Below are 15,861 nucleotides of genomic sequence, written 5' to 3'. Positions count from 1 at the left end.
AGAAGATGCTTTCAAATATGCAAGAAGTTAAAGCTAGAGGAGCAAAAGTTATAGCAATAGCTAAAGAGCACAACAAAGAAGTAGAAAAATCAGCTGATAGAGTAATATATATACCAGAAGTTGATGACATGTTTGCAAGTATAACAGCTGTTGTACCAATGCAACTACTTTCTTATCATGTAGCTCAAATGAGAGGATGCGACATAGATAAGCCTAGAAACTTAGCTAAGTCAGTTACAGTTGAATAAATATAAAGTATAAATTATAAAAGGTATTGTATTGAAATGTTTTTAGCATTTAGATATAATACCTTTTTTATATTTAGAAAAATACTATATTATATTTGTATATAGAAATTAAATTAAAACCAATATTTGGTAATGTATTTTGTGATATATACAAATCATTTAATATGCTAGTATAATATTATTTATACATTAAATTAAAAACATTACAACTGAGAAATTCTTCTAGCGGGAAAAAGATGATATTAATTAAAATTAATATCTTTGGTAGACTTATCTTAACAAATAACAGATAAGGAGATAAGCGAATGGAAAAATCATGGTTAAGTTTAGAAAATAAAACAGTCCTTGTTACAGGCGGAGCTTCAGGAATTGGGAAAGCCGTTGCACAAGAATTTTTAAATGTAGGAGCAAATGTAGTTGTATGTGATTTAAATCCAAATGAGCCAGAATTTCAAATAGAAGAAAACAGCGCGAAAATGTTATATGCAAATATGAATGTAACAGATAAAGAAAGTATAAGTTCAGCAGTACAAAAAGCTAAAGAAACTTTCGGAAGCATAGATGTATTAGTAAATAATGCAGGTATAAATATACCTTCTTTACTAATAGATGATAAGGAAGAAAATAGCAAGTATGAACTAAATGATAATATATATGATAAAGTAATGGACATAAATGTAAAGGGAGTATATTTATGTGCACAAATTGCAGGAAGAGAAATGGTAAAACAGGGACATGGTGTAATAATAAATATGTCTTCTGAATGTGGTCTTGAAGGTTCTGAAGGTCAAGGGATATATGCAGCAAGTAAAAATGCAGTAAATTCATTTACAAGATCTTGGGCAAAAGAGCTTGGTAAAAAGGGAGTAAGAGTTATAGGGGTAGCACCAGGAATAATGGAAGCTACAGGATTAAGAACTTTAGCATATGAAGAAGCACTTTCATATACGAGAGGAATAACAGTAGACGAATTAAGAGCTGGTTATACAAAGTCATCTACGACTCCAATAGGAAGAGATGGAAAACTAAGTGAAGTAGCAAATACAGTATGTTTCTTAGCATCTGAAAGAGCAGGATATATTCATGGGGTTACTGTAAATGTGGCTGGTGGAAAGACTAGAGGATAGACCTAAAAATTAATCTGCAATAGGGAGGGAGATTGATGAATATTATAAATGAAGAAAATCGCTTATGTAAAATATTAAGAATCATAGAACAAAGTAATTTAACGTCGTCACAATCTATTGCAGATAAATTAGGTGTTAGTACAAAAACCGTTAAAAATGAAATAAAAGAACTAAATAGATTACTAAAAGGGTATGCGCTGATTGATATTAAACAAGGCAAATATGTACTTTATGTTATTGATCAACAAAACTTTGATATAGTAAGGCAAGACTTAGGAATACAAGATGACTTTTTTAACTCACAACAAAATAGAATGTCAAATATTTTGTATAAGTTAATGAATAGTGATGTACCCTACCTAACAGATGATTTAGCAGAAGAAATGAACATAGGAAAAACTACTTTTATAGGTGATTTAAAAAAACTAAGAAATAAGATGGAAAAGTATAGTTTAAGAATTGTTGGGAAAACGAATACAGGCTTATTTCTTGAAGGAAATGAAGTAGATATTAGGATGTGTTTATTGCAAGATATGTATGGTCCAATTTATAAAGAATTTAAAATTGATGAAGATATAATTGAATCAATATCTAAAATTTGTAGAGAAAATGCTTTGGGAAGTGGAGCAATAGATAACTTTATAAAATTCTTTACAGTGATGATAGATAGATTGCTAAATAATCATACAATTAAATATTTAGATGATAAATATATAGAATTAAAATCTACAAAAACATTTGAATTTGTGGACAAGCTTTTAGATGAGGTGGAGAAAATTATACCTGTAAAAGTTCCTGTGAATGAGAGAATATTTATGGTCTTACCTATAATTAGCATGAGAACTCCAATAAATTCTCAGGGAATAAAAGAAATTGAAGTGTCTGATGAGACAATTGATTTAGTTCAGGAAATAATAACCTTAATAAAAAGTCAAATGAATATAACTATTATGCCAGGCGACTTCTTTGATGAATTTGTATATCATATGTTTTTCATGATAAATAGAGTGAAATTTGGTATAAAAATTAAAAATCCAATTTTAGAAGATATTAAGGAAAAATATTCAGTGGCATTTAAAATGGCAGAATTATCTAAATGTATAATTGAAGATAAATTAAAAAATAAGGTATCTAAAGATGAAGTAGGATATATGGCTATGTACTTTGGAGTTTTTATATCGGATAATTCATATAAGAATAAAATTTATAGGGTAGCCATTATATGTGGCAGTGGGGTGCTAACTGCAAGGATTATATCTAGTCAGTTAAAGAAAATTTTATCTCCAGAATCAGAAATAGATATATATTCAAGTATGGAAGTTAATGATGAGTTATTAAACAAATATGACTTAATATGTTCCACATATAAATTAACTTGTGATATAAATACACCTATTATATATATGAAAGAGATATTTGATGAACACCAATTTAGAAAGCAAATCGAGCAAGTCAAATATACTCAAAAATTGGAAGTTCCTCTATTACAGGGAATAGATTCTATACTTTTAAACTTACTAGATGAAGAAAAATTTTTCGTTTTAGATAATAATTTAAGTTACAAAGAAAATATAAACTTAATGGTTGACGCACTTCGAAATAATGGGTATGTGGATGATGGTTTTAAAGAACGACTTAAAAAGAGAGAAGACAACTCTACTATGGTTTTTGATAAATATATTGCTATACCACATGTTGTAAATTATGAAAGCGATAATATTGTTTTAGCTCTTGGAGTATTTGATGATACTTTAGCTATTGATAAAGATAGAAATGTTAAACTAGTATTTTTACTTGGTATCCCAGAAGAGCTTGGTGAAAATGAAATATTACTAATTAAAATTTATAACGAAATCATTTCGATTGCTAAAGATAAAAATAAAATAAAAGAAATATCTAGATTAAAAAAATATAAAGATTTAGTTCTTTATAAGATAAAAGAAGACAGTACTTTTTAAAGGATGAGGTGATCAAATATGATATTTTGGGCTGTAATTATAAGTTTAGGTGCAGCATATGTAGTTCAATTTTTATTAACTATGATGCAAATGAAAAATTTTAATCTAAACTTTAGAGATTTAAGACGAATGGGTCGAGTTGCCATAGGAAAGAAAAAAGGTGGATTTGTAGCAGGATCAATAGCAATGTTTGCAATAGATGATAAAGGAATTATATTAAAGGGAATGTGTTTATCTGGAGTTACAGTACTTGCTAGATTTAAAGAATTTAATGATTTAAATGGAATTGATATTGCTACTATAACAAAAGACCATGTTAAATCTTATTCTAAACAAGTTCAAAAATCAATATTAGATGCCTCTTCAAACTATATCACTATAACAAGTGGTGGTAGTATAGAAGATCCTAAGAGTCCTTTTGAAAAGGTTGCAGGATCAATACGAAAAGTAGCAACTCAAAAATAAATTAATGGAGGTTTGAATAATTATGGATGCAATTATAAAATTCGCAGAAAGTTTTATGGGGCTGTTCGCTTTAGGAGCAGAAACTTTTACAAGTTGGGTAACAGGAATAGTACCTCAAGTACTATTACTATTAATAGCGATGAACACTATAATAAGATTAATAGGAGAGGAAAAAATAAACAGATTTGCTAAGTTTTCAGCAAAAAATCCTGTACTTCGTTATATGGTAGTTCCTTTCTTAGGAGCATTTATGTTAGGTAATCCAATGGCTCTATCACTAGGTAGATTTATGCCAGAAAGATATAAACCAAGTTACTATGCATCTGCAAGTTATTTCTGTCATACAAGTAGTGGTGTTTTCCCACATATAAATCCAGGGGAAGTATTTATATTCTTAGGAATAGCAAACGGAATATCAACATTAGGACTAAGTACAATGCCATTAGCAGTAAGATACCTATTAGTAGGTTTAGTATGTAACTTTATGAGTGGTTGGGCAACTGACTTCACAACTAAAATGGTTATGAAGCAACAAGGTATTGAATTAAGTAAAGAAGTTAAAGCTATAGCAGCTTAGGACTAAATCTAAGGGAGGATATAAATATGTCAAAATTTGGGACAATTGAGATAAAAAAAGGTAATGGAGGATTTGGTGGTCCTTTAATAGTAACACCAACAGAAGAAAAAAATACACTTTTATATATAACAGGTGGCGGAGCTAAACCAGACATAGTAAATAAAATAGTAGAGCTTACTGGTTGTGAAGCGGTAAACGGTTTCAAAACGTCTGTACCTGAAGAGCAAATATTTTTAGTAATAATAGACTGTGGTGGAACGCTTAGATGTGGTATATATCCACAAAAAAGAATACCAACTATAAATGTAATGCCAGTTGGAAAAAGTGGTCCCCTAGCTAAATATATAACTGAAGATATATATGTATCTGCAGTTGGACTTGATCAAATAAGCTTAGCAGAAGGAGCTGTTAATAAAGAAGCAACTTCTAATGAAGCTCAAAAATCAAAAGAAACAGAACAACAAAGAGAGTTTAAGTATAGTGCAGATAAAAAAATAACTCAAACTACTGAAAAAGATGGAAGTACTAGCTTATTAACTAAAATAGGAATGGGAGCTGGAAAAGTAGTAAACACTTTCTATCAATCAGCTCGTGATGCTGTACAAACTGTAATAAACACAATATTACCATTTATGGCATTCGTTGCATTATTAATAGGTATAATTCAAGGTTCTGGTGTAGGTGATGTTTTCGCTAAAGTAATGACTCCTTTAGCAGGAACAGGAATAGGCCTTGTATTAATAGGATTTATATGCTCATTACCATTCTTATCACCACTTCTTGGACCAGGAGCAGTTATAGCTCAAGTTATAGGAACATTAATAGGTGTGGAAATTGGAAAAGGAAATATAGCACCAAGTTTAGCTTTACCAGCATTATTTGCAATAAATACTCAAGGTGCATGTGACTTTATACCAGTAGGACTTGGTCTTGCAGAAGCAGATCCAGAAACAGTTGAAGTTGGTGTTCCAGCTGTATTATATTCAAGATTTTTAACTGGTGTACCAAGAGTATTAATAGCTTGGGCAGCTAGTATAGGATTATATGCATAATATAAAATAAAAAAACTATTTAAAAATATATGTAAACTTTATGTAAATTTAAGGAGATTCAAAATGGCAACAATATACAAAAACAAAATAAAAAATATAGGTTCAGAAGTATCAGCTTTTGAAGGAGAGCCAATGTTTATATTATTTGGGGATAATGCTCCAGATACATTAAAAGATTTCTGTTATACAGTAGATATACAACCAGTAAGTGAGACTATAGAGGTTGGTCATACAGTTGGAATCGATGGAAATGAATACAAAATAACTGCAATTGGAAATGTTGCAGAGCAAAATTTAGTAAGCTTAGGTCATGTTACTATAGTATTTGATGGATCAACAGAAGCTTCTTTACCAGGAAGTATATATGTTGAAAGCCTAGAGGTACCAAAACTATCAATTGGTAGTGAAATATTAATAAAAAAATAATTAATACTTTATATTGAAAAATAATAATCAGTTACTTCTGTATAGAGGTAACTGGTTTTTTCTAATAATTGTATGCAAAATTTAGGAGGTAATTATGGAGTTAATATTAGATACAGCAAATTTAGAGGATATAAAAGATTTGTACACTCATTTAAGTATAGATGGTGTGACTACTAATCCAAGTATAGTTTCAAAAGAAGGAAAAAATTTTGAAATACTTATAAAAGAGATTGATGAAATTATAGGCCAAGATACACCAATACATGCACAAGTAGTAAGTACAAAATTTGAAGATATAATAGAAGAGGCTTTATTTATAAGTGGCATAAGAAAGAATATATATGTAAAAATACCAGTAACAAAAGATGGACTAAGAGCTATAAAAGAACTTAAAAAACAAGGAATAAAGATAACTGCAACAGCAATATTTACTGCACATCAAGGCTTCTTAGCTGCAAAAGCAGGTGCTGATTATGTTGCACCTTATGTTAACAGGTTAGATAACATTAGTGCAGATGGAATATCAGTAGTAAGTGATTTAGTCAGAATATTAGATACTTATAATATGAAAACAAAGGTACTTGCTGCTAGCTTCAAAAACTGCCAACAAGTTTTAGAATTAATGAAATCAGGTATCCATAGTGTAACTGTACCAGCAGATATATGTAGCGCAATGATGAACCATCCTTTAACTAATTGGAGTGTAGATAAATTTACTGAAGATTGGTATGGTGCTTTTGGAGAAGATACAACGACAAAGAAAAAATAATGGATAGGGGGAAAGACTATGTATTATGATTATCATATGCACTCGAGTTTTTCTGAAGATAGTAAAACACCCATGGATGATATGATAAAAAAATCTATAGAATTCGGGTTAAAAGAGATATGTTTTACTGAACATATAGACTATAGTGTAATAATAGGCGATGAAGAAAGAAATATTAGTATAGACTATAAGGATTACTTTTCTAAACTGAATTATTTTAATGAACTTTACAAAAATGATATCACTATAAAAAAAGGAATAGAAATTGGACTTCAAGAGCATGTATTGGATAGATGTTTAGAAGATGTTGTTAATAATGACTTTGATTTTGTTATAGCATCAATTCATACAATTGATAAGTATGAGTTGATAGGAAAAAAATTCTATCAAGACAAAACTCAATTAGAAGCGTATAGACAGTATTATGAAACTTTGTATGATATGATGAAGAAATTCAAAAATTATTCTGTACTTGGTCATGTTGATATTGTTAAAAGATATGGTGACTTAAACAATATAATAGATGACAAGGTATTTGGTGATGAAATTGATGAAATATTAAAAATGGTAATACATGAAGGTAAGGGAATAGAGATTAATACATCTTGTTTTAGATACAAATTACCAGATTTAACTCCCTCATCATATATATTAAAAAGATATAGAGAACTTGGTGGTGAAATTATTACTACAGGATCAGATTCTCATAATCCAGCTCAAGTAGCTCATGAGTTTAAAAGAATTTATGCAAACTTAAAAGATATGGGATATAAATATGTTTGTACTTTTGACAGAATGAAGCCTAATTTTATAAATTTATAGATGACAACAAAGGTGGTATCAAAAAAGATACCACTTTTATTTTTACTAATATATTTGTTTGAAGCCTTCCCCAAGTGCTTCGTGAACATCTGTAATAACTACAAATGCATTAGGATCAACAGTTTTAACTATTTTTCTAAGAGTAGATACTTCTCTTTTACCTACTACAACGAGTAAAGCATCTTTATTTTCTTTTGTATAACCACCCTTGGCGCTTAGAATAGTAACTCCTCTGTTCATTTTTTCTAATATGGCATTAGATATTTCATCTGGCAAATTTGATATAATAGTAAAAGATTTAGCACTATAAAAACCTTGTACAACCATATCACTTACTACAACTGCGATGTATAATCCTAGTGCAGAGTAAAGACCAATCTCTATTTTTCCTGTAGCGAATATTGATGACATAACTACTATAAAATCAGCTACTCCCATTAATTTTGGGACGCTAATGGATGGAAACCATCTGTTTAATATTAGACCTATTAAATCCGTACCACCTGTTGTTCCATTAATATTAAATATTACGCCAAGCCCTAATCCTAAAATTACACCACCGGTAAGAGTTGCTAATAAGACGTCGTTGGTAATTTGGAAATTTGCAAAATTTTCAAATAAATTTAGAGCTAAAGTAAAGAATATTATCCCTAATAACGTTTTTAAACATTCTCTCTTTGTTAAAACCTTGTAAGCTAGGATGAATAATGGTATGTTAAAAATTAAGTTTACTAGCCATAATGGTATGTTAAATAGATAATTGATTATTACCGCTAACCCTGTTAATCCTCCAGGAGCAACTGAATGAGAATCAAAGAATAATACAAAAGATAGAGCCATCAAAAGACACCCCACAATAAGAAGGAATGCTTCATACAAAAACTCCTTAAAGCTAATTTTTTCTTCTCCCATAATAAACCTCCATATTAAATAAGTATGATGTATTCTAATATTTCTTCGGTTATAAGTAACATTCTAATCTTTATTTTAAGGAAAAACAACAACTTGAGCCAATAATTAAAATTTTAATAATTTGTACTTTATTTATATAAAAAAACTAGTATAGAAGTCTAGAACGTGTATTTTTAGTTAATTGAATCGATTGGGAAAAATCAAAATAGGCAGAAAATACCAATAATATAAAAGTTTTTTATAATGAAAATAATATCATTCTCAATTACAATATAATTACAAACATATAAAGGGGTGTCATAAAATGAGTTTTTTTAGAGGGGAATTGAGAACTTTTGATTTATGCAAAATGAATGAGGAAGTATGTAAAAAGGCTACTGTAAAAACGTGCTACAAGGGTATAAGCACATGTTTAGAGGAAGAGGAAAAAAGCAAGCAGATTGAAGAATTATTAAAGTATAAGGGGCAGCTATATTATTTATTTGGTAGGCGAAATGAGAAGTATTTATCATGTATAAACGGTGAAAATTACCTTATTGATGATGAGTCAAAAGGAAATTCACAAGGTATATATATGTCAGATGCATATATTAATCCTTATGAAGATATAAATTTAGGATTTTTAATTTCATGTAATGGTGAAAATATAGAAATACATCCGGCTATAGAAGGGGAAGCTATAGAATGTCGTAGATGTGAAATTGTAGATGATTGTGGCGATTTAAATAAAGAAATGAAATCTTTTATAAGTAAATACATATTATAAAAATAAAGGAATATGATTTTTTTCATATTCCTTTATTTTTTTTATAAATAGATAATAATATGGTTATCATATATGAAAAGTAACTTTATTTAAGGGAAATCATATATATAAATAGGCAAAGTATAATTTTACAAGAAGGGAAGCTAAATTTATGGATATATATAATAAATATAGAGATTTATTTGTTGGTGTAGACAAACCAGTTCAATTAGCTGATGGAAATATGGCTATGCCTATAGGATTTGATAATGGAGCAACTACACCATCATTAAAATCATCATATAAAGCATTATGTGAAGGATTAATGACATATGGAGCTGTAGCTAGGGGTACTGGTCAGAAAAGTGAAATAACTACTCAGAAATATGAAGAATCAAGACAAATTATACTAGATTTTTTTAATGTAGGTGATGATTCAAGATATACTGCAGTTTTTGGAAAAACGACAACAGAGTGTATGAATTTATTATCAAATGTATTAATTAAAAGTAAGGATGATAAAATACTTACCACAAGGATGGAGCATCATGCAAATGATTTGCCCTGGAGATATAGCGCAACAGTAGAATATGTTGATGTGGATAAAAATGGAAGAATAAGTGTTGATAATATAGAAAACAAATTAAGAGAGAAAAATGGAACCATTAAATATGTGACTGTAACTGGTGCATCAAATGTAACAGGTTATGTAAATCCAATACACGAGATAGCTAAAATATGTCATAAATATAATGCAAAAATTATAGTAGATGGTGCTCAACTAGTTGCTCATAAGGAAATAAATATGAAGGGTGAAAATCCAGGTGAAGAAATAGATTTTTTAGCTTTTTCCAGTCATAAAACTTATGCACCTTTTGGAACTGGTGTAATTGTTGGGCTTAAAGAAGATTTGTCCAATGCAACACCATTTTTAAAGGGAGGAGCATGTGTAAAAGCAGTTACAGATTATGATGTTATATGGGATGAACCTCCAGCTTTGCATGAGGCAGGTAGTCCAAATTCATTGGGAGCTATGGCTACAGCTAGAGCATTACAAGAATTGAAGCAAATCGGTTATGATAATATATATAAACATGAAATGATGTTGAAAGAATTTATTATAACAGAAATGAAAAAAATAGATAGAGTTATATTATATGGAGATAATGAAAATATAGATGATAGATTAGGCATTATTGTATTTAATATTGATGGTCAAAACTATAAAACAATGGGTAAAAGATTTGCTGATGAAATGGGAATTGCTTTAAGAACTGGAAAGTTTTGTGCCCACCCTTATGTTAATAGATTGATGGGAGTTAGCGATGAAACTGCATGTAACAATGCTTATAATAATAGACCTACAAATGGAATGTTAAGAGCAAGCTTAGGACTTTATAATACTGTGGAAGAAGCAAGGGCATTTATAGCATATATTAAATATTTAGTATCAACTTTATAGTTATTTAATTTTTAAAATGATAAGTATTTCAAATACTTATCATTTTTTTTAGTTATAAAGAAGATAAAATTTTTATGAAAAAATAGTTGCAATCACAACCAAATATGTTATACTAGTATAGTTGCATACACAACTAAATGAAGAAAGGGGAGAGGTATATGGAGAAAAATAATTGTGACAATATTGGAAAATATATTTCTCAAATATATAGAAAAGGCCGTATTTTTATTGGTAAAGATCTTGAGAGATATAATATAGGTAAAGGTCAATTCATGTACTTATTAGAACTTTATATAGAAGATGGTAGAAATCAAGAGGAATTAGCTGAAGTCCTTAAAATAGATAAGGGAACTACAGCAAGAGCCATAAAAAAGTTAGAAGAAAATGGATTTGTAAGAAGAGAAAAGGACGAAAATGATAAAAGATCCAATAGAGTTTATTTAACAGAAGAAGGAAAAGGAATAAAGGATAATATATTCTTTATTTTAAATCGATGGGATGAAAAAATGAGCGAGCAATTAAATAAAGAAGAAAGAGAATTAATGATAAAACTACTTAAAAAAGTTTGCTCTAATATAAATATATAGGAGGAAAATACATGAATAAAAATCAGGTAGAATTAGGAACGCAATCAGTTGGAAAATTATTATTAAAATATTCTGTACCAGCTATAATAGGAATGATGGTAAATGCACTTTATAATGTAGTAGATAGGATATTTATAGGAAATATACCTGAAGTAGGCTCTATGGCTATAGCAGGACTTGGTGTTACTATGCCTATACTTACAATAGCACTAGCTTTTGGTATGCTTGTTGGTGTAGGTTCAGCAACTAATGTTTCTATAAAATTAGGACAAGGTAAAAAAGAAGAAGCACAAAATATAATAGGAACAGGTATGTTATTATCAGTAGTATTAGGTGTTTCACTTACTATATTAGGACTTATATTTTCAGAACAAATACTAACATTATTTGGTGCAAGTGAGGCAACTTTATATTACGCAAAATCATATACAGATATAATTATTGTAGGAACAACATTCTCGATAATGGCAATGTTCTTTAATAATGTTATTAGAGGAGATGGTAGTCCTAAATTATCAGCAATTATAATGACAGTTGGATGTGTTACAAATATAATATTAGATGCATTATTTATTTTTAAATTTAATATGGGAATCAAAGGTGCAGCAACTGCAACAATAATATCACAAGCTATAACAGCTATGTGGGGGCTTTCATATTATTTAAGAAAAAAATCTAATTTAGAATTTAAATTATCAACTGTTAGATTGAATAAAAATGCAGCAAAATCTATTTTAGCAATAGGTGTGTCACCATTTGCAATACAACTTGCAGCAAGTTTAGTTCAAGTTATAAGTAACCAAAGTTTAAAAACTTATGGTGGAGATTTAGCCATAGGAGCTATGGCAACTATAAGTTCAATTTCGATGATATTTTTAATGCCTTCTTTTGGAATAAGTCAAGGTATGCAACCAATAGTTGGATTTAACTATGGTGCTAAAAAATATGATAGAGCAAAAAGAGCATTACAAATATGTTTAATAGCATCTACAGGTATATTTGTTATTGGTGCAATGATAATAAATATAGCACCAGAGTTTTTAGTAGGAATGTTTAATAGTGATCCAGAGCTTATGGGTATAACAATAAATGGACTTAAAAAATATACAGTAACTTTACCAATATTAAGTGTTGGAATTATAGGGACAAACTATATTCAATCAATTGGGAAGGCTAAAATGTCAATACTACTTAGTTTACTAAGACAATGTATATTCTTAATACCTTTAATAATGGTATTACCAAAGTTCTTAGGATTAGATGGAGTTTGGTTTTCACAGCCAGTAGCAGATATTATTGCTATAGTTATAATAGCGACAGTATTGGTCAAAGAAGTAAAAAGCTATTCGAAAGTAAATGAAGAAGAAGCAGCAGCTTAAATATAAAAGTCGGCATTACTAATTAGTGCTGACTTTTTTTGTTTTGAATAATGTTAATTAGACAATTATAATGATAAGAGATGTTATGAAATTAAGGAGATAAAAATGAATAATAAATTTGAAAAGTTTAATTTAGATAAAAACATAATAAAGTCATTAAATAACTTAAACTATAAAGAACCTTCAAAAGTTCAAGATGAAGTTATTCCTAGGTTAATAGAAAAAGCAGATGTAATAGTAAAATCTAAAACAGGAAGTGGAAAAACAGCATCTTTTGCCATACCAATGGTAGAAAAAATTGATATAGATAATAACAGTGTACAAGGATTAATAATAGCTCCAACAAGAGAGTTAGCTCTGCAAATTAAAGAGGAAATACAAAATATAGGAAGAATAAAAAAAGTTAGATGTAGCGCAATATTTGGAAAGCAACCACTAAGGGAGCAAGTAACAGAGTTAAAGCAAAGGGTTCATATAGTAGTTGCTACACCTGGAAGAATAATTGATCATATTGGTAGAGGAACTATTGATTTAAGTAACATAAAAAATTTTGTAATCGATGAAGCAGATAAAATGCTACATAAAAGTTTTGTTGATGATATGGAATTCATATTGAGTAAGCTACCTGAAAAATCGTGCAAAGGTATGTTTTCAGCAACTATAGATGACAATATAAATTTAATTTGTAATAAATATATGGAAAATCCACTTAGAATAGATATTAAAGACGATGAAAAAATAAAAAAACAAATTAGTGAATATTTTATTAAAAGCGAAGAAAATGATAAATATGAATTATTAAAAAGGATTATTTATAAGGAATGCCCAAAATCTTTAATTATTTTTGCAAATACAAGAAATAAAGTAGATGAAGTTTATAAAAATATGAAAAAAGATAAATTTACTGTTGGAGTAATACATGGTGACATGTCTCAGGATAAAAGATTATTTATCATAAAAGATTTTAAAAATAACAAATTTAATATATTAGTAAGTAGTGATATTACAGCTAGAGGTATTCATGTTGAGGATATTTCTCTGGTAATAAATTATGATGTACCAAGGGATAAAGAAAATTATGTTCATAGAATAGGAAGAACAGGAAGAGTAGATAAATGGGGAAAAGCTATTACAATAGTTTCGCCTAGAGATGAAAAATATCTTCAGGAAATAGAAGAATATATAAAGGATAAAATACAAGAAATAGAAAGCATTAATGACAATGAAGTAAATATGGGCAAAATAAAATTTGCTCAACAGCAAAATGATATATTAAATAATAAAAGAAATAAGAAACAAGAAGTTAAAAATTTAAATGAGGAAATAACTAGAGTCTACTTAAATGTTGGAAAGAAGAAAAAAATAAGAGTTATAGATATAGTTGGAGCATTTAGCAATATTGACGGAATAAGTAGTGAAGATATTGGTGTAATTAAAGTAAAAGATACATGTTCTTATGTAGACATTTTAAATCATAAAGGGAAATCATTTTTAAAAAATCATAAGGAAATTATAATTAAGAAAAAACAGGTAAAGGTTAAAAGAGATAACTCATAGGATTAATTGCGCTAATTATCTTTTAAAATTAAAAAGAATTTATTAAAAGAAGCATATTAATATAAATCTTATTGACTTGCACCTTACGTATGGCAATATAATTTGTGTAAAATAAGTAGTAAGGAGTGAATGATATGCAAATAAATGAGGTTGTTCAAGTTGTTGATTTGACAAAGCGTGCAATTAAATATTACGAGGAACAAGGACTTCTGTCAGTCAACAAAGATGAAAATGGATATAGAAATTATACTGAAGAAGATATAAAAATTTTAAAAGAAATTTCTGTTTATAGAAAGCTGGGTATTAGTATAAAGAACATTAAGATTTTGCTTCAAAATAAAGATAAGCAATTATTAGAAAATATATATAAAGAAAAAATAAATAAGATTGAAGATTATAAAAGCGAAGCAGAATATTTAAAAAGATTTATTGATAACAATGATGTAGAAGAAATATATGAAAGTTTAGATTATGAAACTTTAGGCAAAGCAATACAAGATATGATTCCAGGATTTTATGGTTATTATTTTATGAATCATTTTATGCCTTATTTGCAAATAAAAATTGAAACAAAAGAACAAAAGGATGCATATGAAAGAATAATTGAATTTTGGGACAATGCAGAAATTAAAATACCTTTATTGATGAAAATTAACAGTTTTATTATGTATAAATTATTACCTAAGCAAGATATGAGCAAAATGGTAGAACAAATGGATGCTAAGACTAAAGAATATATAAATATAAGTGATGAAGGATATGAAAATTTAAAAGAACAGACTGCAAGAGGTGTAAAAATAAAAAATAGTTTCTTTTTTAAATATCATCCTGCATTTATTTTACAGAGAAAGTTTATGCAGCGTTTACAAGATAGTGGTTATAACGATATATTTATTCCAAATATGATTTTATTATCACCTAAATATAAAGAATATCATAAAGCTTTAAGTAAGATTAATAAACGTATTTGTAATGATTTGGGATTACATTATGACTCAAAATACAATTTAATTATGAAATAATAAATAAAGAAGATTTTAGATAATAAAAATATATATTTTTATGCTATTAATTTTACTATAGAAAAATATCTTAAAAAAGATGAAAGGATTAATAATGATAAATCTATAAGTGTACAACAATATTATAAAGAACAAGACTTAATAAAAGAAAATGAAATTGAGCAAATAGAAGGTGAAAAATAAATTGAAAGGTAAATATATGGTGGGTATTATATCAGATACTCATGGATTATTACGAGAAGAAGTAATCAATTATTTGAAAAAATGTGATTATATAGTACATGGTGGCGATATTAACTCAGAAGATGTTCTAAAGGAATTGAAAAATATAGCGCCTGTATATGCGCTGAGAGGTAATAATGATAAAGGTGAGTGGGCAGAAAAACTACCAAAAGAATTATATTTTAATATAGGAAATATTAGATTTTATATGGTTCACAATAAAAAAGAGATTTCACCAAATTTAAAATCTGTTGATGTAATTATTTTTGGACACTCTCATAAATATTTTTGTGAGAAAATCGAAGAAATACTTTGGTTAAATCCAGGTAGTTGTGGTAAAAGACGATTTGGCCTGCCTATAAACTTTATAATTATGACCATTGAAAATAATAGTTATAATATAGAGAAAATTGATATTATGTTTGACTAGGATGAAACGCTCTGATTTAGTAAAATCAGGGTGTTTTTTATGGGGAAATTACAAATATTAATAAATTAATACAAAAATATTAACAAAATTACAAAATAGGT

Annotated in this window: 17 protein-coding genes; 16 read left to right on the top strand and 1 reads right to left on the bottom strand. The window is 28.3% G+C overall.

Annotation, left to right across the window (positions count from 1 at the left end; genetic code table 11):
• The 9 genes from K0039_RS16760 to K0039_RS16720 all read left to right on the top strand — a co-directional run.
• A partial coding sequence (locus tag K0039_RS16760) for an SIS domain-containing protein (RefSeq protein ID WP_228106219.1) occupies positions 1–248 on the top strand: 248 nt, incomplete at its 5' end.
• A 305-nt stretch (positions 249–553) separates the two neighbouring features.
• On the top strand, positions 554–1,375 hold the full coding sequence (locus K0039_RS16755; protein WP_228106218.1) for an SDR family oxidoreductase: 822 nt from the start codon (positions 554–556) through the stop codon (positions 1,373–1,375).
• 35 nt (positions 1,376–1,410) lie between these two features.
• Entirely contained in the window at positions 1,411–3,333 is a 1,923-nt protein-coding gene (locus K0039_RS16750) for a BglG family transcription antiterminator (RefSeq protein ID WP_228106217.1), read from the top strand.
• Positions 3,334–3,351: 18 nt separating this feature from the next.
• A complete protein-coding gene (locus K0039_RS16745) occupies positions 3,352–3,798 on the top strand; it encodes a transcriptional regulator GutM (RefSeq protein ID WP_228106216.1) in 447 nt (148 codons plus the stop codon).
• 22 nt (positions 3,799–3,820) lie between these two features.
• Positions 3,821–4,375, top strand: a complete 555-nt coding sequence (gene srlA, locus K0039_RS16740) for a PTS glucitol/sorbitol transporter subunit IIC (RefSeq protein ID WP_228106215.1) — start codon at positions 3,821–3,823, stop codon at positions 4,373–4,375.
• 26 nt (positions 4,376–4,401) lie between these two features.
• Positions 4,402–5,427 (top strand): PTS glucitol/sorbitol transporter subunit IIB, encoded by a 1,026-nt coding sequence (gene srlE, locus K0039_RS16735; RefSeq protein WP_228106214.1) that lies wholly within the window; start codon positions 4,402–4,404, stop codon positions 5,425–5,427.
• Positions 5,428–5,490: 63 nt separating this feature from the next.
• On the top strand, positions 5,491–5,853 hold the full coding sequence (locus tag K0039_RS16730; protein WP_228106213.1) for a PTS glucitol/sorbitol transporter subunit IIA: 363 nt from the start codon (positions 5,491–5,493) through the stop codon (positions 5,851–5,853).
• Between the two features lie 94 nt (positions 5,854–5,947).
• Entirely contained in the window at positions 5,948–6,622 is a 675-nt protein-coding gene (fsa, locus tag K0039_RS16725) for a fructose-6-phosphate aldolase (protein WP_228106212.1), read from the top strand.
• A gap of 18 nt (positions 6,623–6,640) precedes the next feature.
• Positions 6,641–7,444 (top strand): histidinol-phosphatase HisJ family protein, encoded by an 804-nt coding sequence (locus K0039_RS16720; protein ID WP_228106211.1) that lies wholly within the window; start codon positions 6,641–6,643, stop codon positions 7,442–7,444.
• Positions 7,445–7,489: 45 nt separating this feature from the next.
• Here K0039_RS16720 and K0039_RS16715 read toward each other — a convergent pair whose 3' ends face one another.
• Positions 7,490–8,356 carry a YitT family protein gene (locus K0039_RS16715; protein WP_228106210.1) on the bottom strand — a complete coding sequence of 289 codons (867 nt, stop codon included), beginning with the start codon at positions 8,354–8,356 and terminating at the stop codon, positions 7,490–7,492.
• Between the two features lie 304 nt (positions 8,357–8,660).
• On the opposite strand from K0039_RS16715, the gene K0039_RS16710 reads away from it, so the two are divergent.
• The 7 genes from K0039_RS16710 (at position 8,661) to K0039_RS16680 (ending at position 15,760) form a co-directional block, all read left to right on the top strand.
• Positions 8,661–9,122: a hypothetical protein gene (locus K0039_RS16710; RefSeq protein WP_228106209.1), complete on the top strand. Its 462-nt coding sequence runs from the start codon at positions 8,661–8,663 to the stop codon at positions 9,120–9,122.
• Positions 9,123–9,273: 151 nt separating this feature from the next.
• Positions 9,274–10,563 carry an aminotransferase class V-fold PLP-dependent enzyme gene (locus tag K0039_RS16705; protein WP_228106208.1) on the top strand — a complete coding sequence of 430 codons (1,290 nt, stop codon included), beginning with the start codon at positions 9,274–9,276 and terminating at the stop codon, positions 10,561–10,563.
• Between the two features lie 158 nt (positions 10,564–10,721).
• Positions 10,722–11,150, top strand: a complete 429-nt coding sequence (locus K0039_RS16700) for a MarR family winged helix-turn-helix transcriptional regulator (RefSeq protein WP_228106207.1) — start codon at positions 10,722–10,724, stop codon at positions 11,148–11,150.
• An 11-nt stretch (positions 11,151–11,161) separates the two neighbouring features.
• Positions 11,162–12,529 (top strand): MATE family efflux transporter, encoded by a 1,368-nt coding sequence (locus tag K0039_RS16695; RefSeq protein ID WP_228106206.1) that lies wholly within the window; start codon positions 11,162–11,164, stop codon positions 12,527–12,529.
• Between the two features lie 105 nt (positions 12,530–12,634).
• The gene (locus tag K0039_RS16690; RefSeq protein WP_228106205.1) at positions 12,635–14,086 is read left to right on the top strand and encodes a DEAD/DEAH box helicase; all 1,452 of its coding nucleotides are present in this window, start codon (positions 12,635–12,637) and stop codon (positions 14,084–14,086) included.
• A gap of 134 nt (positions 14,087–14,220) precedes the next feature.
• On the top strand, positions 14,221–15,108 hold the full coding sequence (locus K0039_RS16685; protein ID WP_228106204.1) for a MerR family transcriptional regulator: 888 nt from the start codon (positions 14,221–14,223) through the stop codon (positions 15,106–15,108).
• A gap of 184 nt (positions 15,109–15,292) precedes the next feature.
• Positions 15,293–15,760, top strand: a complete 468-nt coding sequence (locus tag K0039_RS16680) for a metallophosphoesterase family protein (RefSeq protein WP_228106203.1) — start codon at positions 15,293–15,295, stop codon at positions 15,758–15,760.
• Positions 15,761–15,861 lie beyond the last annotated feature (101 nt).

Source organism: Terrisporobacter mayombei, from assembly GCF_020748465.1.
In the GTDB taxonomy this organism is placed as follows: domain Bacteria; phylum Bacillota; class Clostridia; order Peptostreptococcales; family Peptostreptococcaceae; genus Terrisporobacter; species Terrisporobacter mayombei.
Note: the sequence above shows the minus strand (reverse complement) of the source record. Positions and strands in the feature narration are given on the sequence as shown.